Annotated in this window: 19 protein-coding genes; 12 read left to right on the forward strand and 7 right to left on the reverse strand. The window is 72.1% G+C overall.

Annotated features, from left to right (window positions below; genetic code table 11):
* The first annotated feature begins 75 nt into the window (after nt 1-75).
* From G9272_RS03760 to G9272_RS03775, 4 genes are all read left to right on the forward strand, one after another.
* Nucleotides 76-957, forward strand: coding sequence for an RNA polymerase sigma factor SigF (locus G9272_RS03760; protein ID WP_171395189.1), 882 nt, complete (start codon nt 76-78; stop codon nt 955-957).
* 300 nt (nt 958-1,257) lie between these two features.
* A complete protein-coding gene (locus tag G9272_RS03765; RefSeq protein WP_171395190.1) occupies nt 1,258-5,532 on the forward strand; it encodes a HAMP domain-containing protein in 4,275 nt (1,424 codons plus the stop codon).
* Between the two features lie 54 nt (nt 5,533-5,586).
* Complete coding sequence (locus G9272_RS03770; RefSeq protein ID WP_171395191.1) at nt 5,587-8,037, forward strand: SpoIIE family protein phosphatase; 2,451 nt, start codon at nt 5,587-5,589, stop codon at nt 8,035-8,037.
* Nucleotides 8,038-8,259: 222 nt separating this feature from the next.
* Nucleotides 8,260-8,649, forward strand: a complete 390-nt coding sequence (locus G9272_RS03775) for an STAS domain-containing protein (RefSeq protein ID WP_171395192.1) — start codon at nt 8,260-8,262, stop codon at nt 8,647-8,649.
* A 177-nt stretch (nt 8,650-8,826) separates the two neighbouring features.
* Here the strand turns inward: G9272_RS03775 and G9272_RS03780 are convergent, their stop codons facing one another.
* Entirely contained in the window at nt 8,827-9,300 is a 474-nt protein-coding gene (locus G9272_RS03780; protein ID WP_171395193.1) for a MarR family winged helix-turn-helix transcriptional regulator, read from the reverse strand.
* Between the two features lie 108 nt (nt 9,301-9,408).
* On the opposite strand from G9272_RS03780, the gene G9272_RS03785 reads away from it, so the two are divergent.
* From G9272_RS03785 to G9272_RS03810, 6 genes are all read left to right on the forward strand, one after another.
* Nucleotides 9,409-10,575 (forward strand): PP2C family protein-serine/threonine phosphatase, encoded by a 1,167-nt coding sequence (locus tag G9272_RS03785; RefSeq protein WP_171395194.1) that lies wholly within the window; start codon nt 9,409-9,411, stop codon nt 10,573-10,575.
* 75 nt (nt 10,576-10,650) lie between these two features.
* On the forward strand, nt 10,651-11,550 hold the full coding sequence (locus G9272_RS03790) for an STAS domain-containing protein (protein ID WP_171395195.1): 900 nt from the start codon (nt 10,651-10,653) through the stop codon (nt 11,548-11,550).
* On the forward strand, nt 11,547-11,954 hold the full coding sequence (locus tag G9272_RS03795) for an STAS domain-containing protein (protein WP_171395196.1): 408 nt from the start codon (nt 11,547-11,549) through the stop codon (nt 11,952-11,954). Before G9272_RS03790 ends, G9272_RS03795 begins: the two co-directional genes overlap by 4 nt.
* A complete protein-coding gene (locus G9272_RS03800) occupies nt 11,951-12,397 on the forward strand; it encodes an anti-sigma regulatory factor (protein ID WP_171395197.1) in 447 nt (148 codons plus the stop codon). The genes G9272_RS03795 and G9272_RS03800 overlap by 4 nt, the downstream gene beginning before the upstream one ends.
* On the forward strand, nt 12,394-13,500 hold the full coding sequence (locus tag G9272_RS03805) for an ATP-binding SpoIIE family protein phosphatase (protein WP_171395198.1): 1,107 nt from the start codon (nt 12,394-12,396) through the stop codon (nt 13,498-13,500). Before G9272_RS03800 ends, G9272_RS03805 begins: the two co-directional genes overlap by 4 nt.
* Nucleotides 13,497-15,230, forward strand: a complete 1,734-nt coding sequence (locus tag G9272_RS03810) for a PP2C family protein-serine/threonine phosphatase (RefSeq protein WP_171395199.1) — start codon at nt 13,497-13,499, stop codon at nt 15,228-15,230. The genes G9272_RS03805 and G9272_RS03810 overlap by 4 nt, the downstream gene beginning before the upstream one ends.
* Nucleotides 15,231-15,237: 7 nt before the next feature.
* Here G9272_RS03810 and G9272_RS03815 read toward each other — a convergent pair whose 3' ends face one another.
* Complete coding sequence (locus G9272_RS03815; RefSeq protein ID WP_171401828.1) at nt 15,238-15,729, reverse strand: MarR family winged helix-turn-helix transcriptional regulator; 492 nt, start codon at nt 15,727-15,729, stop codon at nt 15,238-15,240.
* 234 nt (nt 15,730-15,963) lie between these two features.
* Here G9272_RS03815 and G9272_RS03820 point away from each other — a divergent pair, with 234 nt between their 5' ends.
* Together G9272_RS03820 and G9272_RS03825 are read left to right on the forward strand one after the other, a co-directional pair.
* Nucleotides 15,964-17,340, forward strand: a complete 1,377-nt coding sequence (locus G9272_RS03820; protein WP_171395200.1) for an NAD(P)/FAD-dependent oxidoreductase — start codon at nt 15,964-15,966, stop codon at nt 17,338-17,340.
* 29 nt (nt 17,341-17,369) lie between these two features.
* Nucleotides 17,370-19,619, forward strand: coding sequence for an FUSC family protein (locus tag G9272_RS03825; protein ID WP_171395201.1), 2,250 nt, complete (start codon nt 17,370-17,372; stop codon nt 19,617-19,619).
* Between the two features lie 18 nt (nt 19,620-19,637).
* Here G9272_RS03825 and G9272_RS03830 read toward each other — a convergent pair whose 3' ends face one another.
* From G9272_RS03830 to G9272_RS03850, 5 genes are all read right to left on the reverse strand, one after another.
* Nucleotides 19,638-20,069 carry a hypothetical protein gene (locus G9272_RS03830; protein ID WP_171395202.1) on the reverse strand — a complete coding sequence of 144 codons (432 nt, stop codon included), beginning with the start codon at nt 20,067-20,069 and terminating at the stop codon, nt 19,638-19,640.
* A 28-nt stretch (nt 20,070-20,097) separates the two neighbouring features.
* Nucleotides 20,098-20,934 carry a DUF1206 domain-containing protein gene (locus G9272_RS03835; protein ID WP_171395203.1) on the reverse strand — a complete coding sequence of 279 codons (837 nt, stop codon included), beginning with the start codon at nt 20,932-20,934 and terminating at the stop codon, nt 20,098-20,100.
* A 145-nt stretch (nt 20,935-21,079) separates the two neighbouring features.
* The gene (locus G9272_RS03840) at nt 21,080-21,334 is read right to left on the reverse strand and encodes a DUF5133 domain-containing protein (protein ID WP_171395204.1); all 255 of its coding nucleotides are present in this window, start codon (nt 21,332-21,334) and stop codon (nt 21,080-21,082) included.
* A gap of 43 nt (nt 21,335-21,377) precedes the next feature.
* Nucleotides 21,378-22,196, reverse strand: coding sequence for a SigB/SigF/SigG family RNA polymerase sigma factor (locus tag G9272_RS03845; RefSeq protein WP_171395205.1), 819 nt, complete (start codon nt 22,194-22,196; stop codon nt 21,378-21,380).
* 222 nt (nt 22,197-22,418) lie between these two features.
* The gene (locus G9272_RS03850) at nt 22,419-22,862 is read right to left on the reverse strand and encodes an ATP-binding protein (protein ID WP_171395206.1); all 444 of its coding nucleotides are present in this window, start codon (nt 22,860-22,862) and stop codon (nt 22,419-22,421) included.
* Between the last annotated feature and the right edge of the window lie 128 nt (nt 22,863-22,990).

Below are 22,990 nucleotides of genomic sequence, written 5' to 3' on the forward strand. Positions count from 1 at the left end.
ACAACCGGCATGAGATGCGGAACCCGGGGCAGACGGACTCCGTCATCGACCGGCTCGACGAACGGAGTGAGCGGCATGAATGCCGTGACGGCACACGCAACGACGGCCACGGCAGTGCGGGCGGGCACGGAGAGCCCGCAAGGAGGGGTTCCGCTCATCGAGATGCCCACCCAGGTGAGCCCGAAGGACGCGCGCGAGCTCTCGCGCCGCTTCTTCGACCGGCTGGCCGTCGTGGAGGAGGGCACCCACGAGTACCAGTACGTACGCAACACCCTGATCGAGATGAACCTGTCCCTGGTGCGGTACGCGGCCTCCCGCTTCCGCGGCCGGGGCGATTCCATGGAGGACATCGTCCAGGTCGGCACGATCGGGCTGATCAAGGCCATCGACCGGTTCGAGCTGACCCGCGAGGTCGAGTTCACCTCGTTCGCCATTCCGTACATCGTCGGCGAGATCAAGCGGTTCTTCCGGGACACGAGCTGGGCCGTGCACGTGCCGCGCAGGCTCCAGGAGGCACGGGTCGAACTGGCCAAGGCCACGGAGGAGTTGCAGACGCGGCTGGGCCGGATGCCCACCACGCGTGAGTTGTCGCAGCTGATGTCGCTGTCGGAGGAGGAGGTCATCGAGGCGCGCAAGGCGTCCAACGGCTACACCTCCGCCTCCCTCGACGCGGCCCTGACCTCCGACGGCGGCGCGGACGGCGAGTCCGTGCTGGCCGACTTCCTCGGCGCCGAGGAGCCTGCGCTGGAACTGGTGGAGGACTTCCACTCGTTGGCCCCGCTCATCGCCGAACTCGACGAGCGGGAGCGGCGGATCATCCATATGCGGTTCGTCGAGGAGCGGACGCAGGCGGAGATCGGCAGGGAGCTCGGCATCTCCCAGATGCATGTGTCACGACTGATCAGCCGCATGGTGCAGCGGCTGCGGACCGGTCTGCTGGGATCCGAGGTCGCCTGACCCCGGAGAACCGGTCGTGACATTGCCCGGGACGGCTGTCGCCGTCCCGGGCAAAGCTGTCCGTGTACCCCGCTTCCGTTCGTGTATGCGTGGTGCCCGTCTTCTGGAATTCCTGTGTGCACGAAGTGACGTGAGGCTTTGTTGCACCGCGCTCCGGTGGGTTAGCCTGCGGCGGATTTCTCTCATCGCGCACATCTGTGAACTGCGGAAATCCACGCACGACATGCGGGGCCGTCCACCCGGGCGGCCCGGTTTCGAGCCCCCGCCCGGGGGCTCCTGGGGAGCGGAACGAGGGTAGGCATGACCAGCAACGCGACCGAGTCCCTGGACACGGTTCCCGGTGACCACGAGCTCAGGCAGCTCCTGGCCGGCCTGACGGCCGTACGCGACGGGGACTTCGGTACCCGGTTGCCCACCGACGGCGACGGCCTGCTGGGTGACATCGCCACCGTTTTCAACGGCATGGTCGACCAGCTGTCCGTCTTCACCTCCGAGGTCACCCGGGTGGCCCGGGAGGTGGGCACCGAGGGCACCCTGGGCGGCCAGGCGGAGGTGCCGGGGGTCTCCGGGACCTGGGCCGACCTGACGGACTCCGTGAACGCCATGGCGGGCAACCTGACGACCCAGGTGCGGGACATCGCCCAGGTGGCGACCGCGGTGGCCAAGGGCGACCTCTCACAGAAGATCGACGTGCCGGCCCGGGGCGAGATCCTTCAGCTGAAGGAGACCGTCAACACGATGGTCGACCAGCTCTCCGCCTTCGCCGACGAGGTCACCCGCGTCGCCCGCGAGGTCGGCACCGAAGGCCGCCTCGGCGGCCAGGCGCAGGTGCCCGGAGTCGCCGGGGTGTGGCGGGACCTCACCGATTCGGTCAACTTCATGGCCGGAAACCTCACCAACCAGGTCCGCAACGTCGCCCAGGTGACCACGGCGGTGGCCAAGGGCGACCTCTCCCAGAAGATCACCGTCGACGCCCGCGGCGAGATCCTCGAACTCAAGAACACCATCAACACGATGGTCGACCAGCTCTCCGCCTTCGCCGACGAGGTCACCCGCGTCGCCCGCGAGGTCGGCACCGAAGGCCGCCTCGGCGGCCAGGCCGACGTCAAGGGGGTCAAGGGCACCTGGCGGGACCTCACCGATTCGGTCAACTTCATGGCCGGAAACCTCACCAACCAGGTCCGCAACGTCGCCCAGGTGGCGACCGCGGTGGCCAAGGGCGACCTCTCCCAGAAGATCACCGTCGACGCCCGCGGCGAGATCCTCGAACTCAAGAACACCATCAACACGATGGTCGACCAGCTCTCCGCCTTCGCCGACGAGGTCACCCGCGTCGCCCGCGAGGTCGGCACGGCGGGCAACCTGGGTGGACAGGCCACGGTCCGCGGGGTCTCGGGCACCTGGAAGGACCTCACCGACAACGTCAACGTCATGGCGTCGAACCTGACGGGCCAGGTGCGCTCCATCGCCCAGGTCGCCACCGCCGTGGCCCGCGGCGACCTCTCGCAGAAGATCACCGTCGAGGCCAAGGGCGAGGTCGCCGCGCTGGCGGACGTCATCAACACGATGGTGGACACGCTGTCCGCGTTCGCCGACGAGGTGACCCGCGTGGCCCGCGAGGTCGGCACCGAGGGACGGCTCGGCGGTCAGGCGCAGGTGCCGAACGTGGCCGGCACCTGGAAGGACCTCACCGACAACGTCAACTCGATGGCCAACAACCTCACCGGCCAGGTCCGCAACATCGCGCTGGTGACCACGGCGGTGGCCAAGGGCGACCTGTCGAAGAAGATCGACGTGGACGCCCGCGGCGAGATCCTCGAGCTCAAGACGACCATCAACACCATGGTCGACCAGCTCTCCGCCTTCGCCGACGAGGTCACCCGCGTCGCCCGCGAGGTCGGCACCGAAGGCCGCCTCGGCGGTCAGGCCGAGGTGGAGGGCGTCTCGGGCACCTGGAAGCGCCTCACGGAGAACGTCAACGAGCTGGCCGGGAACCTGACCCGGCAGGTGCGCGCGATCGCGGGGGTCACGAGCGCCGTCGCGGAGGGCGATCTGACCCGGTCGATCACCGTGGTCGCCTCCGGCGAGGTCGCCGAGCTCAAGGACAACATCAACTCGATGGTGGAGTCCCTGCGCGAGACCACCCGGGCCAATCAGGAGCAGGACTGGCTCAAGACCAACCTGGCGCGTATCTCCGGCCTCATGCAGGGCCACCGCGACCTGCCCGTGGTCGCCGAGCTGATCATGGACGAGCTGGTGCCGCTGGTGTCGGCCCAGTTCGGTGCCTTCCATCTCGCCGAGGACGGCGAGCAAGGCCCGGAGCTGCGGCTCGTGGGCGCCTACGGCTACCCCGCCGACGACGACCGTCCCACCCGTATCCCGTTCGGCCGCTCGCTGGTCGGCCAGGCCGCGCGCAGCCGCCGGACGATCATCGTCGACGAGCTGCCGGCCGGTTACGTCACCATCTCCTCGGGCCTCGGCCAGGTGGAGCCCAGCGCCCTGGTCCTGCTGCCCATCGTCTTCGAGGGGCAGGTGCTCGGCGTCATCGAACTGGCGTCGGTCGGCTCGTTCACGCAGATCCACCGGGACTTCCTGGAACAGCTGAGGGTGACCATCGGCGTCAACGTCAACACGATCGTGGCGAACGCCCGCACGGACGAGCTGCTCGACGAGTCCCAGCGGCTGACCGCCGAACTCCAGGCCCGGTCCGCCGAGTTGCAGTCCCAGCAGGAGGAGCTCCAGCACTCCAACGCCGAACTGGAGGAGAAGGCCTCCCTGCTGGTCGCGCAGAACCGTGACATCGAGGCGAAGAACCTCCAGATCGAGCAGGCCCGGCAGGAGCTGGAGGCGCGGGCGCAGCAGCTGTCCCTGGCGTCGAAGTACAAGTCGGAGTTCCTGGCGAACATGAGCCACGAGCTGCGCACCCCGCTCAACAGCCTGCTCATCCTGGCCCAGTTGCTGGCCCAGAACCCCTCGCGCAACCTCACCCCGAAGCAGGTCGAGTACGCGGGCATCATCCACTCGGCCGGCTCGGACCTGCTCCAGCTGATCAACGACATCCTGGATCTGTCGAAGGTCGAGGCCGGCAAGATGGACGTCTCGCCGGAACAGGTGTCGCTGCGGCAGCTCATCGAGTACGTCGAGGCGACCTTCCGGCCCATGACGACGCAGAAGAGCCTCGAGTTCACGGTGAGCACGGCCACCGGCGCCCCCGCCGACCTGCTCACCGACGACTCCCGGCTGCGCCAGGTGCTGCGCAACCTGCTGTCCAACGCGGTGAAGTTCACCGAGCAGGGCAGTGTCGAGCTGCGCATCGAACCGGCCTCCGACGAGGAGGTGCCGAGCAGCGTGGTCCGCGGCAGCACCGTGGTGGCGTTCCGGGTGAAGGACACCGGCATCGGCATTCCGGAGCAGCAGCTGGAGACCATTTTCGGCGCCTTCCAGCAGGCGGACGGCACGACCAGCCGCAAGTACGGCGGCACGGGCCTGGGGCTGTCCATCACGCGGGAGATCGCGCATCTGCTCGGCGGCGCGGTCACCGTGGACAGCACACCGGGCCGGGGCAGCACCTTCACGCTCTACCTGCCGGTCGCGCGGCGGGACTTCCAGGAGGTCGTCGAAGGGGGCGGGCCGGTGGAGCGCGCCCTCGCCGGGCCGCCCGCGGCGATCCCCCTCGGCTCCCCCGGTACGCCCACGGTCACCGGAACGGCACGTCGGCCGCGTCGGCTGCTGGTGGTGGAGGAGCGGCCCCGCGGCCTGCTGACCCTGGTCGCCGAGAGCGTCGTGGCGGACATGGCACGCGGCCGGGAGGACGGCACGTCGGCCGCGCCGGTCGACATCGTCACCGCCGTCGGGGCGCACGAGGCCGCGGGCGCGCTGGCCGCCGAGCCCTGCCACTGCGTCGTCCTGGAACTGGGCATGCCCGACGCGGAGGCGTCCCGGTTCCTGGAGGCCCTCCACGACGACTCGGTGCTGACGGGCGTGCCGGTGCTCGTGCACAGCGGACACCGCGCGGACCTGGCCCAGGAGGAGAGTCTCCAGTCCCGGGCGGCCGGCAAGCCGATGGAGTTCCTGTCCAGCCTGGACGAGCTGCGCGAGCGCATCACTCTGCATCTCTCGGCCGAGCAGCCGGGGGACGTGCTCGCCCTGGTCCGTCCGGACGAGCCCCAGCACGTGGCGCCGCACCTCCCGGACGACGCCGTCGTGGGCCGGACGGTGCTGGTCGTCGACGACGACGCGCGCAACCTGTTCGCGCTCAGCGGGATCCTGGAACTGCACGGCATCCGGGTCCTGCACGCGGAGAACGGGCGCGAGGGGATCGACACACTGCGCAACAACCCGGACATCGCGCTGGTGCTGATGGACGTGATGATGCCCGAGATGGACGGGTACACCGCCACGGCCGAGATCCGCCGTATGTCCGAGTACGCCGACCTGCCCATCGTCGCGGTGACCGCGAAGGCCATGCCCGGGGACCGGGAGAAGAGCCTCGACTCGGGGGCCAGCGACTATGTCACCAAGCCCGTCGACACCCATGACCTCATGTCCTGCGTCCGACGCTGGCTGACCGTCTGAGGACGTTCGCCCCGCCCGAGCCACCAGGCGTCCCAGCCGAGGAGTCCGCACACCGTGAGCATTCCCGCACAGCCCACCAAACCCGGTGAGGGCCGACCCCTGCCCGCACCGACCGGAGAGCAGCCCGGGCCCGAGGAGGGCGTGAGCCCGCCGAAGCCGGAGGGCGCCGCCACGCCCTCACCCGTGGGCCGGCTCGCCGCCACCGTGGACCGGCTGCGCCGGGAGGTCCTGGAGGCCCAGGCGGAGGCCGACGGGCGCGCCCTGGTCGAACTCGCGAAGGGCATCCTGGTGGAGCGCCTCGGATGTGGCCCGAGCGAGGCGGCACAGCAGCTGTCCGTGCTGGCCGGGCAGTCCGGCCTGAGTCCGCTGGAGTTCGCGGTGGACGTCATCAACCAGGCGGCCAAGGACCGGGTGTCGGAGGTGACGGAGGCCTTCCTGGCGGCCGTCGGAAGGCCGGAGGATCCCGCGGAGCAGTCGGCGGCCGTGCGGCTGCGGGCGGCCGAGAGCGGGGCGCTGGCGGCGGCGCACGACACCCAGGCCGTCGCCGACTCCCTGCTCCAGCACGCGCTGGGGCCGCTGGGCGCGGTCGCCGTGGCGATCTGGGCGGCGGGCTCCGACGGTTCGCTGACCCTCGCCGGCAGCGCGGGGTTCTCCCCCGGTGAGGCCGAGCGCTGGCGGTACGTGCCGCCGGACGTCGCCACGGTGGCACGCAGCAGCCTCACCGAGGGGGCGACCCAGTGGATCGAGTCGCTCGCCCGGACCGGGCTGCCCACCATCGGCCGCCATCTGCACCCGGACGGCGGCCGGGCGGCCGTGCCCGCCGGCAGCGCGGGACGCGTGGACGGGATCCTGGAGATCGCCTGGCCGGCCCCGCTGGACCGGCAGCCGCCCGCGGTGGTGCGACAGGTGGAGGCCCTGGCGGACCTGTGCGCCCACACGCTCCAGGCGTACGCGCATGTCCGGGGCCCCGACCAGCAGCCGCTCCTCCTGCCGGACACGGCGGAGCTGATGGACCTGACGGACGGGCTGCACGACCCGGCGCTGGTCCTGGTGCCGCACGTCGACGCGGCGGGAAAGCTGGTCGACTTCCGCATCCAGCACGTCAACGACCGCTTCCTCGACCCGGCGGGCCGGCCCCGCGCCGTGGTCAACGGGGCGCTGCTGCTCGAGGCCTATCCGATGGCCGCCGGAGGCGGTGACCTCTTCCAGCGGATCGAGCGCGTGCATACCACCGGCGAGCCGTTCCGGGCGCGCCGGATGAGCCTGACCGCGTTGGTCGGCGAGGTGCCGCTGGCCGCGGTCGCGGACCTCAGCATCAGCCGGCACGGCAGTTGCGTGCTGCTGATCTGGCGGATCGAGGACGAGACGGCGCGCCTGGCCAGCCTGTTGCAGAACGCCCAGCGACTCGGCCGCATCGGCGGCTTCGAGGAGGACCTGCTCACCGGCGAGACCACCTGGAACGGGCAGCTGTTCACCCTGTACGGGCGGCCCGAGTCGAGCCCGCCGGTGCCGTTGGAGGAGCTGGCGGCGCACACCCATCCCGATGACGCGGTCGTCGTCGGCCGGCTGCTGCGCACGCTGCTGCACGGCCGCCGTCCGGCTTCCGCCGCCTTCCGGCTCCAGCGGCCGGACGGGGTGACCCGGCACATGCGGATCGTCGCCGAGCCGGTGCTCGACGCCGACGAACGGCTGGTCGCCGTGCGCGGCGCGTACCAGGACATCTCCGCGCAGCACTGGACGGAGGTGGCGCTCGCCGCCACCCGCGACCAGCTCGCGCAGAGCGAGCAGCACGCGAGCGAGCGCAGCAGGCTGGCCCTCCAGCTCCAGCACGCCATCATGCCGCCCACCCGGGCGCCGCTGGAGGCCCCCGGGCTCCAGGTGGCGGTCCGCTACCGGCCTGCCGAGGAGGAGCACCTGGTGGGTGGCGACTGGTACGACGCCGTCGTGCTGCCCTCCCGGCTGGTGATGCTGTGCGTGGGCGACGTGGCCGGGCACGGCATCGAGGCGGCGACCAGCATGGTCGTGCTGCGCAACGCGCTGCGCGGACTGGCGGTGACCGGGGCGGGGCCCGGTCAGCTGCTGTCCTGGCTCAACATCGTCGCCCACCATCTGACCGGTTCGATCACGGCCACGGCCGTGTGCGGCCTGTACGACCCCTCCCGGCACACCCTGCGCTGGGCGAGGGCGGGCCATCTGCCGCCGGTGCTGGTGCGGGACGCCCAGGCGGCGCCGCTGCCCCTGTTGAAGGGGATGCTGCTGGGCGCCGTACCGGAGACGGTGTACGAGGAGGAGGAGGTCCAGCTGGCGGCCGACGACACCCTGCTGATGTACACCGACGGCCTGATCGAGCGGCGCGACCGGTCCGTGGAGGAGTCGCTGACCCAGTTGCTGGTGCAGGCCCGCACGGTGCCGCCGACGCTGGACCAGCAACTGGACCGGCTGCTCACCTACAGCAGGTCCGACACGGACGACGACACGTGCATCGTGGGCATCCGGCTGCGCTAGCGCGTCCTCTCGCGGTCTTCCGTCGGGTGTGCATGGTGGAGAGGTTCGGGGGTATCCGCCTGTGCGCGACACCAGGTCGGGGATCCGCAGGCGGAAGGGCAGGACACACGGAACATGACGATCGTCCCGTGCGGTCTCCCGCGCGTCCTCGCCGGCCGTCGCCGCGCATCGAAGTCGCCCACCGGGGTAGACGCTCCCGACCGTCAGCTTTCGGAGGTACGTGTGTCCATTGCCCAGAACCCCCTGTCCGTCGAGGTCACCCTGCCTCGCGAGGACGTCGCCCTGGTCACGGTCGAAGGCCATCTCGACCTCGACACCGCGACCGATCTACAGGCGCATCTGGCCAATCAGCTGCACCACGGCCGACGACATTTCCTCCTCGACCTCTCGGCGGTTCCGTTCATGGACTCGTCCGGCATGAACATCATCCTGCGGGTGTACCAGGAGGCCCGGGGTCTGCCGGGGAGCGTGCACGTGATCGCTCCCACGCCGGCCGTGCGCCGGGTCCTGGACCTCACCGGGGTCAGTCTCACGGTGCCCATATCCGAGAAGGTCGACGAGGCACTGGAGCTCGTCGACCGGCAGCAGCTCTCGGAGGGCTCGCAGGACTGACCCGCGGCCTTGCGGCGGCCGTTCGGCGGACATCGGAAAACGCGCAGGAACGGTCGACTGCCGTCCAATACTTGTCATTTGACAACTGTGTACATAAGGCAACAGAGTGAGCGGGACAGTGATGCGGGAGGGAAGACGGATGTGCCTGTGGGCGAACCCCATCAACCGGGGGCACCGTCAGGCGGTTCGGGCGTCAGTGGCGTCGGAGTCGTGGATCTGTTCGGCCGCGGCCGAACAGAACGCCTCCAGCCCTCTCAGCAGCGCGGCCCGCTGCGCGGCGGGCATCTGCTCCAGCACACTTTCCAGCGCGGCCTCACGGCGTGATCTGAGGTCGGCGAGGAAGGCACTCCCACGACGGCTCAGGAAGAGTTCCAGCTCCCGGCGGCTCTCGGCGGCGACCCTCCGCTCGATGAAGCCGACGGCCTGGAGGCGGTCGCACAGGCGGCTGGTGGAGGGCGGCGTGGAACCGAGGAACTCGGCGAGGGTGCGCAGGTTGATGCCTTCGTGGTGCTCCAGGATGAACAGCACGCGCAACTGGGAGGCGGAGACCGGTGCCGTCGAGGCACGGCCCCAGAGGACTTCCAGCAGCTCCGCCGCCTCTGAGGTCACACGCGCCACCTGGAGTGGCTGCGGACGCGAGGAGGGGGACATCACCGTCACACTCTCGCAGGCTTCTCGACGGCTGTCAGCCCGCCCCCGCCGCCGGGGGCGCCACGGGCTCGACGCCACGGCATTCCGGGGAACACGGTGACCGACCGCGTGAACAGACTCGTCTCCGCCGGGCGCGCCCTGCGCTCCGCGGCCCCGCACCAGCTTCCGGACGCCCTGAGCCAGGTGCTGCGCACCCAGTACGCGGCGGAGGCCGTGGAGCTGCGGCTGGCCGACTACGGGCTGACGGTACTGCTGCCCGTGCCGCCCGCACCGAGCGGCACGAAGTCGGCGCCCGTGCAGGGCAGCGCGCCCGGGCGGGCCTTCGGGTCGCAGCAGCCGTGCGTCGAGGAGCCGGCCGACGGCCGGGTGCGGGCGCATCTGCCCGTGACCGTGCGCGGCGACCGGCTGGGCGTGCTGTCCCTGACGCTGCCCGCGCGGACCCGGGAGTCCCTCGCCGAACTCACCGAGCTGGCGGAGCTCCTGGGGCACGAGCTGGTGGTCGCCGAACGCGACACCGACCTGTACGCGCGGGCCCGCCGCAGGGAACGGCTGACGCTGGCGGCGGAGATACAGTGGCAGCTGCTCCCGGCCCGCTCGTGTGCCCGGGAGGAGTACGCCCTGGGTGCCCAACTCGAGCCCGCTTACGCCATCTTCGGCGACAACTTCGACTGGGAGGCGTCCGCCGACCATCTGCTGGTCTACGTCACCAACGGGATGGGCGAGGGCATCGAGGCATCCCTGCTGACCAGCCTCGGCATCAACGCGCTGCGCAACGCGCGCCGCGCCGGCATCCCGATCGAGGACCAGGCGGCCCTGGCCGACCAGGCGCTCTACGCCCACTACCGGGGCGAGGCGCATCTGTCGGTCCTGCTGGTGGACATCGAGCTGTCCACGGGGCGGATGCGGGTCGTCGACGCGGGCTCACCGCAGCTGCTGCTCCTGCGCGACCGGGTCCTGTCCCTCGTGGACCTCGACGCGCAGCTGCCGCTGGGCATGTTCGAGGAGACCGACTACGTGGCTCAGGAGCTCACCCTGCTGCCCGGCGACCGGCTGCTCTTCGTCAGCGACGGCGTCCACGGGGTCGCGGCGCCGGGCGGCGAGTCGTACGGCGAGCACGCCCTCGCGCGGGCGGTCGGCAACGCCTCCCTGCTGCCGGCGGCGGACGTCCCGGCCGCGGTGCTGCGCGGGCTGACCGGGCACCGGGGAAGGCCCGAGCCGGACGACGACGCACTGGTCGTGTGTCTCGACTGGTTCGGGAAACGGCCCGCGTCGTAGCCCGCCGCCCACCGACCGCCTCCGGCGGGCTCGCGGTGGCGACAGAGAAGCCGACCAGGAAGAGGAGAGAAACAGGTGCCGGAGCACGAAACGGCCGCAGAGCACACCACGCCGGCGAGCGATGTCGGGAAGTTCCTGCACCGCCGCCGTGAGCAGATCGCCCAGCGCTGGGCCGACGAACCCCTGTTCCGCACGGTGTTCACCGTCTCGCGGGACGAGGCGGTGGAGGCGGGGCGGGTCGTCGTCGACGCGCTCGCCCAGGTGGCCGAGACCGGCCGCGTGGCGGACACGGACGCGGCCGGATTCACCGCGGTCCGCGAGCAACTGGCCGGGATGGTGGCCTCCCGCGCCCGCTTCGGGCTCACCTCCGGCCAGGTGTCCACCGAGGTGGACGGGCTCCGCCCGCCCGCCGTGAACCTGCTGGTGGCCGACCTGCCCGAGGCGACGCCCGAGCACCTCATGGAGTGCACGACCCTGCTGACCGTGCTCATGGGCACCCTGCGGCTGGTGGTCCTGGAGACCTCGCTGAGCGAGGGCCAGGCCCTCATCGACCGGCAACAGGTGGAGCTGCTGGAGGCCGCCACCCCCGTCATCCGGCTGTGGGACGGCATCGTCGCCGTACCGCTCATCGGGACGCTCGACAGTGCCCGCAGCCAGGTCGTGATGGAGACGCTGCTGACGTCGGTCGTCGACCAGCAGGCCCGCTTCGCGATCCTGGACATCACCGGTGTGCCGATGGTCGACTCGCTGGTGGCGCAGCACCTGATGAAGACCGTCGCGGCCGTCCGGCTGATGGGCGCGGAGTGCGTCGTCTCCGGCATCCGGCCCGCCATCGCGCAGACCATCGTGCACCTCGGCCTGGACCTGGGCACGGTGGTCACCCGGTCGAGCCTCGCCGACGCGCTGGGGTACGCCCTGCACCGGCTGGGTGCCGACATCGTGCTCGCGACGCCCGGCGGTGCGGGTCCCCGGTGAACCACGACCTTTCCCTCTCGGCCACGGCCCACGTGCCGGTGCTCCGGCTCGGCGACGTCCTGCTGATCACCCTCCAGGGCGACCTGCACGACGGTACGGCGGAGCAGCTCCAGCAGGACATCGCCGAGCAGATCGTCCGCAACCGGGTGACCGGCGTGGTCATCGACATCTCCGGGGTGGAGATCGTCGACTCCTTCCTGGGGCGTGTCCTGGCCGAGATCGCGGCGAGCTCCCGGCTGCTGGCCGCGCGGACCGTGGTGGCCGGCATGCGCCCCGCGGTGGCGATCACGCTGGTGGAGCTGGGGCTCTCGCTCCCCGGCCTGCGGACCGCGCTCAACACCGAGGCGGCCCTCGATCTGCTCGCCATGACGGCTCCGGGCGGCCCGCGCCGGGAGCCTCGGTGAGCGGGACGGTCGCGGGCGTCGAGGCCCGCCTGCCGATCCGCTCGGACCTGGACCTGGTGTGGGTACGGCAGCACGTGCGCCAGGCCGCCGCGGCGCTCGGCTTCGGCCTGGTGGACCAGACCAAACTGGTCACCGCGGCCAGCGAACTGGCCCGCAACACCCTGGTGTACGGCGGTGGCGGTGAACTGGCGGCGGAGCACGTGTGCGACGGGCGGGTCCAGGGGCTGCGGCTGACGTTCACGGACCAGGGGCCGGGCATCGCCGACCCGGAGCGGGCGCTGAGCGACGGCTACACCTCCGGCGGCGGGCTGGGTCTCGGCCTCGGCGGGGCGCGTCGTCTGGTGCACGAGTTCTCCCTCGACAGCACGCCCGGTGTCGGCACCACGGTCACGGTGACCTCCTGGGCGGCCCGCTCGCCGCGGCAGCGTGAGGAGTCACGATGACGCACGTGTGGGACGTCCCGGTGCACGACTCGACGCGGGTGCGCGACGCGCGGGTGGCGGCGGAGGGCGCGGCGGAACTGGCGGGCCTGGACCGGTCGCGCACCGCCGACGCCGCCCTCGTGGCGACCGAGCTGGCGACGAACCTGCTCAAGCACGCGCGCGGCGGACAGCTCCTCGTGGAGGCGGTCACCCCGCCGAGCGGACGGCCGGAGGGCCTGCTCGTGCAGATCGCCGCCGTCGACCACGGGCCGGGCATGTCCGACGTCCCCGCCGCCCTGGGCGACGGGTTCTCCACGGCGGGCTCGCTGGGCGCCGGCCTGGGCACCTGCCGGCGGCTCGCCGACGACTTCGACCTGCACAGCGCCCCGGGCCGCGGGACGGTCGCGCTGGCCCGGATCGGCGGCCCGGCCCGCACCCGCGGCCGTCGTGAGCCGGCCCCCGGGCAGGCCGGGGCCACCGCGCCGGACGACACCTCCTCCGCGTCCGCCTTGTTCTCCGCGCGGGTCGGCGGCGTCAACATCCCCTTCCGGGGCGCCGCGTGCTCGGGGGACGCCTGGACCTGTGTCCGTGAAGGCGACCGGCTGACCCTGATGCTGGCCGACGGGCTGGGCCACGGCCCCGAGGCCGCCCGTGCCTCGACCACGGCGGTCCACGAGGTCCAGCGCTCGCCCCACCTGCCACCGGCCGAACTGCTGCGCCGGCTCGACGCCGCGCTGCGCGGTACGAGGGGCGCCGCGGTCGCGGTGGCCCAGCTCGACCTGCGGACCGGACGGCTGCTGTTCGCCGGCGTCGGCAACGTGGGGGCGCGGCTGCGCGAGGGCGACTCCTGGCGCCATCTGCTGTCCCGGCCCGGCATAGTCGGTGCGCACCGGCCCACGACCCTGCCCGAGACCGAGGCGGCCTGGGCCCCGGACCGTCTGCTCGTCCTGCACAGCGACGGGCTGCCCAGCCGCTGGGCGCCGCCGGTCGACCCCCGCCTGCTGTCCTGCGACCCCGCCGTCACCGCGGCCGTGACGGTCCGCGACGCCGGCAGCTCCGCCCGCCCGGTGCGTGACGACACCGCCGTGGCCGTCCTGTCCCCGACGCCGCCGGATGGTCCATGAATCACACCTGGCCGATCAGCACCGTCAGTGAAGCGGCACGCGCGCGGATCACCACCGCGCGGGTGGCCGCCGCGTACGGTGTACCGCCGCTGGAACGCACCCGGCTGGCCGCCGCCCTCAGCGCGCGGCTGCGCCAGTGTCTGACCAAGGGCGGCAGCTGGCAGTTCGTCCTGACGGTGGCCGCGGGCTCGCTGCGGGTCGAGGTCTCCCCCTCCCCCGCCGACGGCGAGCGGCCGTGGTGCGTCACCGCGCCCTGCCCGGAGCCGGCCGCGGGCCCCGTCTGCGACGCCGTGGCGGGTGACGCGACCGCCCTCTCGGAGGCCCTGCTCGGCGCCGACGAGGACACCGCCCTGGTGCTGGAGCGACTGGCCGAGCAGGAGGAGCTCGTCGCCTTCCACCGGGAGGAGCTGCACCAGACCAACCAGGGTGTGCTGGCACTGCACGCCGAGCTGGACGCCGCCGGACGGGCGCAGCGCGAGGCCTTCGCGGCGGAGCGCGCGGCGCGCCGGGAGGCGGAGGACGGCCGGCGCAGGCTGACGTTCCTCGCCGACGCCAGCGCGGCGCTGACGGCCTCGCTCAACCACGAGGAGATCGCCCGCCTGCTGCCCGAGCTGCTGGTGCCCGAGTACGCCCGCACGGCCGACGTCTGGCTCTTCGACGCCGAGGACGAGCGGGTGTCGTCCGTTCCGCGTGCGGCGGCCGCCGTGATCGCGGCCCGCACCGGACGGCCGCAGTACGCGGCCGCGGACCCCGGGGGCCTGCCCGGGGTGGACGACCAGCCGCCGTCGGCGCTGCATCCCGGCCGGTCCCTGCTGTGCGTACCGCTGCCGACCCGCAGCGCGCCCCTGGGCGTCGTGACGCTGACCCCGCCCGGCGAGCGCTGGAACCCGGACGACGCCGTCATGCTCGTGGAACTCACCCGGCGGGCGGGCGGCGCGCTCGACAACGCCCGCCGTTTCGAGCACAACCGGGACATCGCCGAGACCCTCCAGCGCGCCCTGCTGACCGATCTGCCGACCACCCCCGGCCTGCGGCTGGCGGCCCGTTACCTGCCGGCGACGTACGGGCTGAACATCGGCGGCGACTGGTACGACGCGTTCCGGCAGCCCGACGGCAGCCTGATCACCGTCATCGGCGACGTGACGGGGCACGGGCTGCACGCGGCGGTGATGATGAGCCAGCTGCGCACCGCACTGCGCGCCTACGCCGTGGACGGCGGCAGCCCGGGCGAGCTGCTGACCCGGCTGCACATGTTCCTGCACCACCTCCAGCCCGACCTGTACGCCACCGCCGTGATCGCCCGCTTCCAGCCCGGCGAGCCGGTGCTGACGTGGGCGGCGGCGGGTCATCCGCCGCCCGTGCTGCGCGGCCCGGACGGGCGGGTGCGCACCCTGGACGCCAAGCCGGGGGCGATGCTCGGCATCCCGCTGCACCAGGAGATCGCCGACCACACGGTGCCGCTGGAGCCGGGGTCCACGCTGGCGCTCTACACCGACGGGCTGGTGGAGCGGCGGGCCCAGGGCATAGACCCCGGCATCGAGCGGCTGGCGGCGGAGCTCGGGAAGTTCCGTGCCGAGGAGCTGGACGCGGACCTGGACGGCTCCGCGGAGCGCATCCTGGAACCGATGCTGAGCGACTCCGAGCGGGACGACGACGTCTGTCTGCTGCTGTGCCACATGGACGGTCAGGCCGGCAGCCACGCCGACAGCCGCGCCCGGCCCGGGTCCTGAGGAGCGGTCAGCCGTCCGCCGACTCCTCGGATCCCCGGCTCGACGTGTGTGCCTGGTGGAAACCGGAGAGCCCGTGTTCCAGCGCGGTGCGCTGAGCCGGGGTCATCGCCTCGAACACGGACGCGAGGCGCCGTACGCGGCGCTCGGCGACGTCGGTGAGGAGGCGTTGTCCGTAGACGGTCACCACGAGCTGTACCTCGCGCCGGTTGCTGGGCTGCACGGTCCGCTCCAGCAGCCCCGCGGCCTCGAGCCGGTCGCAGAGTCGGCTCGCGGTGGGCAGACCGACGCCCAGGTGCTCGGCCAGGGCCGTCAGATTGAGTTCCGGACGGCTCCTCACCGTCCGCAGCGCCAGCAGCTGCCGCGCGGGCAGCCGGGGTCTGGTCTCCTCCGCGGCCGTGAGCCAACAGGCCACCAGGCTCTCCACCGCCTCGGCGAGTTGCCCGGCCTGTGTCCGACGACTCTCCCACCGGCCGTCGTCGGAGCCGTCCGCGCACCACACCGCCACTATCCTCCGGCCTCCGCGATTGTCATGTACGTCGGCCTACCCGAAGGCAACGGGCGTACACAGGCCCATCGGGGGGTACGACGGTGACCTCAGGAGAAACGTTCGTCTGCATGCCTCGCCCGGCTGGCGGAACCAGTCCGGGCGCGGTGGGATCGATGAGGTGCGAGGCGCCCGCGGGCGGGGCACGCGCATGACGTCGGGGCAGACCGCCTGGAGCCGCAGAAAGGGATGGACATCGTGACACGACCCAGGATCCTGGTGGTGGGAGCGGGCTTCGCGGGAGTGGGGTGCGTTCGACGTCTGGAACGCGCGCTCTCCGCCGCGGAGGCCGACGTCACTCTGGTGACGCCATTCGCCTACCAGCTCTATCTGCCGCTGCTGCCACAGGTCGCCTCAGGGGTGCTGACGCCCCAGTCGATCGCCGTTTCGCTGCGCCGCAGCAAGAAGTACCGCACCCGGATCATTCCGGGCGGTGCCATCGGCGTGGACCTCAAGTCGAAGGTCTGCGTCATCCGGACCATCACCGACGAGATCGTCAACGAGCCCTACGACTACATCGTGCTCGCTCCCGGCAGCGTGACGCGCACCTTCGACATCCCGGGGCTGACCGAGCACGCCTTCGGGATGAAGACCCTCGCCGAGGCCGCGTACATCCGCGACCACGTCATCAGCCAGCTCGACCTCGCCGACGCCAGCCACGACCCCGCCGAGCGGACCTCGCGGCTCCAGTTCGTGGTCGTCGGCGGCGGCTATGCCGGCACCGAGACCGCCGCCTGTCTCCAGCTCCTCACCCACAACGCGGTCAAGCGCTATCCGAACCTGGACCCGAGCCTGATCAAGTGGCATCTGATCGACATCGCGCCGAAGCTGATGCCGGAGCTCGGCGACAAGCTCGGCCGCAGTGCGCAGGAGGTGCTGCGCAAGCGGGGCATCGACATCTCGCTGGGCGTGTCCATCGCCAAGGCGGGTCCGGAGGAGGTCACCTTCACCGACGGGCGGGTGATCCCGACCCGGACCCTGATCTGGACGGCGGGAGTCGTCGCGAGCCCGCTGATCGCGACCCTCGGCGCGGAGACGGTCCGCGGGCGGCTCGCCGTCACCGCGGAGATGAACCTGCCCGGGAACGACGGGGTGTTCGCGCTCGGGGACGCCGCCGCCGTACCCGACGAGGCCAAGGGCGAGCAGGGCGCGATCTGCCCGCCGACGGCGCAGCACGCCATGCGGCAGGGCAAGGTCGTCGCCGACAACGTCATCGCAACGCTGCGGGGCCGGGCGATGCGGCCTTACGTGCACAAGGACCTCGGTCTGGTCGTCGACCTCGGCGGTACCGACGCCGTCTCCAAGCCGCTCGGCATCGAGCTGCGCGGGCTGCCCGCGCAGGCGGTGGCCCGCGGCTACCACTGGTCGGCGCTGCGCACGGGGGTGGCCAAGGCGCGGGTGCTGACGAACTGGACGCTCAACGCGGTCGCGGGCGACGATTTCGTACGCACCGGCTTCCAGGCGCGCCGGGCGGCGAGGCTGAAGGACTTCGAGTACACGGACAGCTATCTGACGCCCGAGCAGGTGCGGGCGCAGATCGAGGGGCCCGGGTCGGAGACCGCCTGAGGTCGGACCGTGGGAGAGAGTACGGCGGCGTGAGGGCGGCGGCACGGTCGTTCGGTGCACGGTGGCGGGATCGGATCGCGGCGTCCGACCCCGGGCTGCTGCGTCTGGCGGCCGGGTTGCGCACGGTCGGTGCGATCGCCCTCACGCTGGCCGTGCTCTCGCTGCTGGGTGCGGACGTCTCGCACCTGGTGGCGGGGGCCATCGCCGCGATGGTCGCCACGTTCGCGATCCGGGAGAAGCAGCGCGACCGGCAGGCCGTCACGCTGGCGCTGGGTCTGCCGGTGGCGTTCGCCTCGATGTCGCTGGCGGCGCTGCTCAGCTCCCGGACGGTGGCGGGTGACGTCTTCTTCGTGGCCCTGATCTTCTGCGCCGTCTACGGCCGCCGGTTCGGTGACCGGGGCACGGCGCTCGGGCTGGTCGGCTTCCAGGTCTACTTCCTGTCCCTGTTCGTCGGGGTCACCGGAGCGAGCCTGCCGGGGTTCTACGGGGTGCTGGCCGTCGCCTTCGTGTGCAGTGCGGTGGCGCGCTTCGTGCTGGTGCCGCAGACGCCGGCCGGTATCCTCCAGCGGCTGCGCGGGGCCTTCCGGGCGCGGCTCGCGCAGTTGCTGGCCGCCCAGCTCGATCTCCTCGACGCCGGTCCGGACGACGTCGAGAAGGCGCTGGCCCATGTGCGCGAGGGCACCGCCCGGCTGCACGAGACGGCGATGCTGATCCAGGGCCGGCTGGAGGAGGGCACTCCGGACGAGGCGACGGCCCGACTGGTGCAGCGCCGGATCGCCGACGCCGAGATCGCCGCCGAGCGGCTCGGCCTGCTCCTGCTGACCGCCCGCAGCGCCGAACGGGCGGACACCCTGACCATGCACCTGCCGGGCGCGCCACTGCCGGAGGGCGGCCATCTCCCCGTCCGGGACGAGGCCCTCGCCGCCCTGCGCCGTGATCTGGGTGCCCTGCGGCTGCTGGTCCGGATCCCCGTCGCGGAGGGCGCGGCCACGGCACACGTCCGCAACCGGCTGCTCGGCTACCGGGACGAGGAGAACCTGCCGAAGGCGTCGCCCGCCGTCCAGGACGTCTTCCGGGGCGTCGGTGAGGCGGCGCGCGCGGTGCTGGGGTTGCGGATCGCGCTCGACGGGCCGCAGGACGAGTCCGAGGACAGCCCGGAGACGGCGCGCTCCCGCGAGGAACTGGACGCGGAGGACGCCGCGATCGGCGGGGGCGAGGGGGACGAAGACTCCGACGCGGCCGGGAAGGAGACGGGGCTGCGGCGGCCGACCACCCGGGCCGCCGTGCAGGTCGCCGTCGGGTCGTCGCTGGCCATCGTCGGCGGTGAGCTGCTCTCCTCGCACCGCTGGTACTGGGCGGTGCTGACCTGCTGGATCGTGTTCATCAACACCGCCTCCACCGGGGAGATCCTGGTCAAGGGCTACCGGCGGCTGCTGGGCACCGTGCTCGGGGTGGTCGCCGGCATCCTGCTGGCGGGGCTGGTCGGGCACCACACGTGGACGGCGTTCGCGGTGGTGCTGCTGTGCGTGTTCGCGATGTTCTACACGGCGCCGCTGTCGTACACGCTGATGTCGTTCTTCGTGACGGCCGCGCTGGGTGTGCTGTACACGCTGCTGCACACCTACAGCATGTCGGTGCTGGTGCTACGGGTGGAGGAGACCGCGCTCGGGGCGGCCTGCGGAATCGTCGCGGCGGCGCTGGTGCTGCCGGTGCACACGGACCGGCGTACCAACGAGCTGCTGACGACCGTGCTGGAGCGGCTGACCGATGTCACCGAGGCGGCCGTGGAGCAGCTGAGCGGCGGTCCCCCGGCCGAGCTGCTGGACCGGGCCCGTGACCTGGACCAGGCACTGGCCGATCTGCGGGCGGCGACGCAGCCCCTGACGCACCCGGTCACGCCGTTGCGGACCCGGCGGGACACGGCCCGGTACGTCGTCGCGCTGCTCGAGACCTGTGCGTACCACGCGCGGACCCTGGCGGCCATGGCCGAGCTGCTGCCGACTCAGCGGTCGATCGTGGCGGACCCGGGGCTGCGCCGCGCCGGGCAGCGCATCCGGCACAACATCGGGGCGATCTCCGCGCGCGTGGCTGGTGAGCGGAGTACCGCCGAGGTGCTGACCGGGCCGAGCATCGCCTCGCTGCTGATGCCCGGCGGGCCGGGAACGCCGCGCTACGGCCGGGTGACCGACCGCGTGCTGCGCCACCTTCAGCGCCTGGACGAAGCGGTGGTCGGTCTGGCCCGGCCGCTCGGCGTGCCGGTGGCTCCGCCGCCGAAGTGACGGCGGGTCCGTCCACGGTCAGAAGTCCGTGGACATGTCGCTCGCCGCCGCGATGCCCCGCAGCTCCTCGGTGTCCTGGTGGCGCTGTCGGATGCAGCCGGCGATCTCGGCGAGACGGGTGGGGTCGGACGCGGTGCCCGCGTCGGTGACCACCCGGACCGGGCCGGTTCCGTCGACGTCTATCTCCACCAGCTGGTTGTCCAGCCGGCCGGTGACGGCGGTGGCGATGACCAGGGCGGCCTCGTCGCGGATCTCCTGGGGCAGTTGTTGGGTGTCCTGCGGGTCGAGGGCGAAGTCGAGACTCTCGGGGGGCTGCTCCTCGAGTGCGCGCAGCGCGGGTGCGACGACCTTCAGCAGCAGCTGGTAGTCCTCGCTGTCCATGCGGACGCGCAGTAGGTCGAGGTACATGTCCACGGGTCGTCCGTCGCGCGGGAACTCTGATTCGTTCATCTGGTCCGTGTTCCCACGCATCCGGACGTCAGACCTTGCGCCAGCGGGCCATGGCGAACGAGAACAGTCCGAAGAGCACGAGCCCGGCGGCGACGCAGGCCAGGAGGCCCGGCCCGGCGGGCGTGCCGGCGAAAGAACGCAGTGTGTCGTCGATCCCCTTGGCCTCGTTCGGCCGGTACTCGACGGCGGCCCGTACGGCGAAGGCTCCCGCGGCGGCGAACACCACGCCACGGGCGGCGCCGCCGCCCACCCCGGTGATGTCCACCAGCCGCCGCATGCGCGGGGACATCTCCCCCAGCCGCAGCTTCTTCCGGTAGGAGCGCATGACGGCGCGGGCGCCGATCCACACGCCCGCCACGATGATCCCCACGCCTCCCGCGCCGACGATCCACTGGCCCCCGGGAAGCTCGAGCGCCCGGGCGGTGACGTCCCGGGACTGCTCGTCACCGGAACCGCCTCCGCTGCCCGATCCGGCGGCGAAGGCCAGCACGGAGTAGGCGACGAAGGAGTAGAAGGCGCACCGGACGAACGAGAGCAGCCGCTTCTTGGCGCTGCGCCCGTCGGCGCCGACTCCGCCGAAGACGACCTCCGACAGCCGCCACAGCGCCATGCCGACCAGTCCGACGCCCAGTGCCCACAGCAGTACGGCGCCGAACGGCTTCTCCGAGATCTCCGCCAGGGCCCCCTGGCGGTCGGCCTGCTGACTGCCGTCGCCGAAGGCGATCTGTAGCGCCAGCAATCCGACCAGCAGATAGATCACACCTCGCGCGGCGAGCCCCGCCTTGGCGGCGCCCTTCGTCACCGAGCCCCGTGCCGCTCGCTCCACCTCGACCCGGCCGTTGCGCGCCAGAGCACTCGTGTCCATTTCGCCCTCCCCGAAGTCTCCCCGATTCCTGCGGGATCCGCTTGCCCCGGCTCTCGCCGTACACACGTCCGGCGCTCCTGGACCATGCCCCGTCCACAAAAGGGCGGCGGGGTGGACGCGGGATCCGGCGCGTCCACCCCGCCCGTCAGGCGTACACGTGTGGATCTCTGTCGGTCGGCGGCCGTATCGCCGCGTCGGCGGCCGACGCCGCCTCGAGCCATTGATGTGCCGTCTCCAGGGCGTGCCTCACGTCGCGCGTGCCGGTGGACACGCACAGCGTGTAGGCGAGATCACGCGCCTGTGCCTGTGCCTGTGGCGGCGCCTCGGTGGATCCGGGTCGCGTCAGCGCCTCGTACTCCTCGACGAGTCTGCGCAGGACAGCGGGATGCGGCATGAGCATCGGTCTGCTTCTCCTCCGTTCGGAATGGGTGAATGCGGTGCCGTCAGCGCAGTGCTTCCTGGCGCACCCGCTCGCAGCTGCGGCTGATGAGCCGGGACACGTGCATCTGGGAGATGCCCAGTTGGTCGGCGATCCTGCTCTGTGTCATGTCCTCGAAGAACCGCATGTAGAGGATGGCGCGCTCGCGTTCCGGCAGCCGGCGCAGGCCCTCCTTGGCGGACTCGCGGTCGACCACGACATCGAAGGAGGAGTCGGAGTCGCCCAGGGTGTCGGCGAGGCTGTAGCCGTCGTCACCGGCCGAGGTCTCGGCGTCCAGCGAGAGGGTGCTGAAGCTCTCCAGCGCCTCCAGGCCGGCGTTCACCTCGTCCTCGGTGAGCCCGGTGTGGGTGGCGATGTCGGCCACCGAGGGCTCGGACGCCCCGGGATTCTGGGTGAGTTCCCGGCGGGCGACGCGCACCTTGTTGCGCAGTTCCTGTACCCGGCGGGGCACGCGCAGCGCCCACATCCGGTCCCGGAAGTGCCGCTTGATCTCACCGGTGATGGTGGGCACGGCATAGCTCTCGAAGGCCCCGCGCTCGGGGTCGAAACGGTCGACGGCCTTGACCAGTCCCAGCGCCGCGACCTGCCGCAGGTCCTCGATCGCCTCACCACGGTCGCGGAAGCGACCGGCGATGCGGTGGGCCATGGGCAGCCAGGCGGTGACGAGCTCGTCGCGTACGGCGTCCCGCTCGGGGCCCTCCTCCAGGGTGACCAGCCGGGCGAACCGGCTCATGGTGTCGGGCGCATCGGCGTGGGTGCGCCGCAACTGCGCGGTGGCGGGGGCGGATGCGGAAGGACGGCTTGTCGACATGTCGATAGGCATGCGGTATCGCTCTCCTGAACGGTGGTTTCAGGGACTGGCGACGAGAACTCCTGCCGTCCGGAGCGCGTGCGGCGCCCCGGAGCGGACAACTCGCTCCCGTCGGCGCGCCTCCGGTCCGAAGCACGAACCTCCGTCTGCCCTGCCCCTGGAGGTACAAACTCCGCCTGCGCGAAAGGCGTTCACAGGTTCGCGGTCCACGTCCCGGACCGGTCGGCGCCGGGGTCAGAACACGGGGACGACGGCGGTGATGCGCTTACCGCCGGAGGGCAGACAGGCCACCCTGACATTGCGGGCCAGCCGGCAGACGATCGGCCAGCCGCGACCGCCGGTGCGCTGTCGACCTTGTTCGTCGAGCGGGTCGGTGGTGGCCGGCAGCCGGTCGCTGCGGTCACTGACGGAGACGCGCACGGCCGGCCCGTCCATGTCGACGTCGAATCCGGTGATGCCGCCGCCGTGCAGGATGGCGTTGGTCGTCAGTTCCGAGGCGACGAGCAGGGCGTCCGAGAGCCCGTCCTCGTCGTACGGGCAGCCGAGGGTCCCGCAGCGCCCGGTCACCGCCCGTCGTACGGCACTGCGGACGTCGGCCGGCCGACACTGCTCGTGCCCGCCGTGCCCGAAGACTCCGTCCTGGGCGTCCTCACGGTCGGTCGAGTCGTTCGTACGCATCCCTTCGCTCCCCTGGCTGGTGCCGACTGGTCGGATGGCCGAAGCGGGCCCGCCGACCGGCGGTGGACCGTCGATCGGCCGGCCGCACCTCCGCGGTGGGCTCGGCGCCCCTTCCGCACCCGGCGCTC

The sequence above is a fragment of the Streptomyces asoensis genome (genome assembly GCF_013085465.1).
GTDB lineage: Bacteria > Actinomycetota > Actinomycetes > Streptomycetales > Streptomycetaceae > Streptomyces > Streptomyces cacaoi_A.

Coding starts and splice junctions, on each gene's coding strand:
- G9272_RS03845 (WP_171395205.1), bottom strand. CDS start 22,196: ATGCCTATCGACATGTCGACAAGCCGTCCTTCCGCATCCGCCCCCGCC.
- G9272_RS03760 (WP_171395189.1), top strand. CDS start 76: ATGAATGCCGTGACGGCACACGCAACGACGGCCACGGCAGTGCGGGCG.
- G9272_RS03835 (WP_171395203.1), bottom strand. CDS start 20,934: ATGGACACGAGTGCTCTGGCGCGCAACGGCCGGGTCGAGGTGGAGCGA.
- G9272_RS03820 (WP_171395200.1), top strand. CDS start 15,964: ATGGACATCGTGACACGACCCAGGATCCTGGTGGTGGGAGCGGGCTTC.
- G9272_RS03850 (WP_171395206.1), bottom strand. CDS start 22,862: ATGCGTACGAACGACTCGACCGACCGTGAGGACGCCCAGGACGGAGTC.
- G9272_RS03810 (WP_171395199.1), top strand. CDS start 13,497: ATGAATCACACCTGGCCGATCAGCACCGTCAGTGAAGCGGCACGCGCG.
- G9272_RS03840 (WP_171395204.1), bottom strand. CDS start 21,334: ATGCTCATGCCGCATCCCGCTGTCCTGCGCAGACTCGTCGAGGAGTAC.
- G9272_RS03780 (WP_171395193.1), bottom strand. CDS start 9,300: ATGTCCCCCTCCTCGCGTCCGCAGCCACTCCAGGTGGCGCGTGTGACC.
- G9272_RS03830 (WP_171395202.1), bottom strand. CDS start 20,069: ATGAACGAATCAGAGTTCCCGCGCGACGGACGACCCGTGGACATGTAC.
- G9272_RS03805 (WP_171395198.1), top strand. CDS start 12,394: ATGACGCACGTGTGGGACGTCCCGGTGCACGACTCGACGCGGGTGCGC.
- G9272_RS03765 (WP_171395190.1), top strand. CDS start 1,258: ATGACCAGCAACGCGACCGAGTCCCTGGACACGGTTCCCGGTGACCAC.